Source organism: Fulvivirga kasyanovii, assembly GCF_009711405.1.
GTDB lineage: Bacteria > Bacteroidota > Bacteroidia > Cytophagales > Cyclobacteriaceae > Fulvivirga > Fulvivirga kasyanovii.
Map to the genome: position 1 here is coordinate 1 of NZ_SMLW01000054.1, position 367 is coordinate 367.

1 protein-coding gene is annotated in these 367 nt (G+C 48.2%); it reads right to left on the minus strand.

Annotated elements, in window-relative coordinates; translation table 11 throughout:
* Window positions 1–367, minus strand: a 367-nt coding sequence (locus tag E1163_RS30040) for a hypothetical protein (RefSeq protein WP_221417852.1), incomplete at both ends; no start/stop codon positions are given.

The following is a 367-nucleotide window of genomic DNA, read 5'->3' on the forward strand; positions in this document are numbered from 1 at the left end:
ATCATAAGTGTAAGGAATGGTTTGTAGGGTATCGTTTTGGAATATCAGGGGGATGCTGTCTTTCAGCACCCGGTAGGCCGACCAGTAAGTGCTTACCTTGTCTATGTCCTTACCTTTATAGGGGTAATCCGTTTGTGCCTTTAGCTTGCCCGCCAAGTGCGCCAGGAAAGCAATGCGTGCCTGAAATACCTCATATTCCATTTTCCCACCCATGTAAGCATTTTCTGTCACAAACACCGCCCGTTTAAAGCTCAACGGCTCTGTGCCGTCCAACATACCGGTAAGCTCCTTGTAAGCACTTTGGTAAAGGGAATCAGGCTGCTGTGCATGGCACAATGCCGCTGCCATGACTGCCATAAAAACTAGT